The 1,797-nt window shown below is 57.9% G+C and carries 3 protein-coding genes; all 3 read left to right on the top strand.

What is annotated here, in order from left to right:
- Positions 1–210: NADH-quinone oxidoreductase subunit A (ndhC, locus tag ACIOWA_RS27780; protein ID WP_401162908.1), on the top strand; the 210-nt coding region annotated here is incomplete at its 5' end.
- A 10-nt stretch (positions 211–220) separates the two neighbouring features.
- Entirely contained in the window at positions 221–895 is a 675-nt protein-coding gene (locus ACIOWA_RS27785; RefSeq protein ID WP_221730388.1) for an NADH-quinone oxidoreductase subunit B family protein, read from the top strand.
- Between the two features lie 73 nt (positions 896–968).
- Positions 969–1,797 (top strand): NADH-quinone oxidoreductase subunit C (locus ACIOWA_RS27790; protein WP_401162909.1); only part of this gene is annotated, 829 nt, incomplete at its 3' end.

The raw sequence follows: 1,797 nt of genomic DNA on the forward strand, positions 1-1,797 counted from the left end.
GACGCGATGCAGATCGTGATCTTCGATATCCAAGCCCTCTTTCTCTTTGCATGGTCTGTGACCGTCCGCGAAAGCGGCTGGACCGGATTCGTCGAAGCTCTCGTTTTCATAGCAATTCTGTTGGCAGGTCTTGTCTACCTGTTCCGAGTGGGCGCCCTTGACTGGGCTCCGGAAGCTCGTCGCAAGAGGCAAGCGAAGCTGAAACAATGAGGCTTTGGCAATGCAATACAATCTCACCAGGATCGACCCCGATGCTCCTAACGAGCAGTATCCGATTGGCGAACGGGAAACCGTTTCCGATCCGTTAGAGGATCAAGTTCACAAAAACATTTTCATGGGCAAGCTGGAAGACGTGCTGAGTGGCGCGGTCAACTGGGGACGCAAGAACTCCCTGTGGCCGTACAACTTTGGCTTGTCGTGCTGCTACGTGGAAATGACCACCGCCTTCACGGCGCCCCACGACATCGCGCGCTTTGGCGCCGAAGTGATCCGGGCATCGCCGCGTCAAGCCGACTTCATGGTTATCGCCGGAACCTGCTTCATCAAGATGGCGCCGATCATCCAGCGTCTCTACGAGCAGATGCTCGAGCCGAAGTGGGTGATTTCCATGGGTTCGTGCGCCAACTCCGGCGGCATGTACGACATCTACTCTGTGGTTCAAGGGGTGGACAAGTTCCTGCCCGTGGACGTCTACGTACCTGGCTGCCCTCCTCGTCCGGAAGCATTTCTGCAAGGCTTGATGCTCTTGCAGGAATCGATTGGCAAGGAGCGTCGTCCGCTTTCCTGGGTCGTTGGCGATCAAGGCGTATATCGCGCCGACATGCCTTCGCAGAAGGATGCGCGCCGCGAACAGCGAATCGCAGTCACCAACCTGCGCAGCCCTGACGAAGTCTGATCCAGATCTGTTCTGACAAAGAAACGAGAAGCTGGCTTCATTCTTTACGTTGACCGAAAGCGAAAAAATAACCATGACTACAGGCAGCGCTCTGTACATCCCGCCTTACAAGGCAGACGACCAGGATGTGGTCGTTGAATTGAACAACCGTTTTGGCGCCGAAGCGTTCACCGCTCAGTCGACCCGCACCGGTATGCCGGTGCTGTGGGTGGCGCGCGCCAGACTCGTCGAAGTCCTGACTTTCCTGCGCAACCTGCCCAAGCCGTACGTCATGCTCTATGACCTGCACGGCGTGGACGAGCGTCTGCGCACCAAGCGTCAAGGGCTGCCTTCGGACGCCGAATTCACCGTGTTCTATCACCTCATGTCGCTTGAGCGTAATAGTGACGTGATGATCAAGGTCGCCTTGTCCGAAAGCGACCTGAGCTTGCCGACCGTCACCAGCATCTGGCCAAACGCCAACTGGTACGAGCGCGAAGTCTGGGACATGTACGGCATCGACTTCAAAGGCCACCCGCACCTGTCGCGCATCATGATGCCGCCGACCTGGGAAGGTCACCCGCTGCGCAAGGACTTCCCGGCGCGCGCCACCGAATTCGATCCGTACAGCCTGAACCTGGCCAAACAACAGCTTGAGGAAGAAGCCGCGCGCTTCCGCCCTGAAGACTGGGGCATGAAGCGTTCCGGGCCGAACGAGGACTACATGTTCCTCAACCTGGGGCCGAACCACCCTTCGGCTCACGGTGCGTTCCGTATCATCCTGCAACTGGACGGTGAAGAGATCGTCGACTGCGTGCCGGACATCGGTTACCACCACCGTGGTGCCGAGAAGATGGCTGAGCGTCAGTCCTGGCACAGCTTCATTCCTTACACCGACCGTATCGACTACCTCGGCGGTGTGA

Origin of the sequence: Pseudomonas sp. NPDC087614, assembly GCF_044743485.1 — a bacterium.
GTDB lineage: Bacteria > Pseudomonadota > Gammaproteobacteria > Pseudomonadales > Pseudomonadaceae > Aquipseudomonas > Aquipseudomonas baetica_A.

Excerpts from the sequence above, each read along its gene's own strand:
- ACIOWA_RS27785 (WP_221730388.1), top strand. The coding sequence starts at position 221 with ATGCAATACAATCTCACCAGGATCGACCCCGATGCTCCTAACGAGCAG.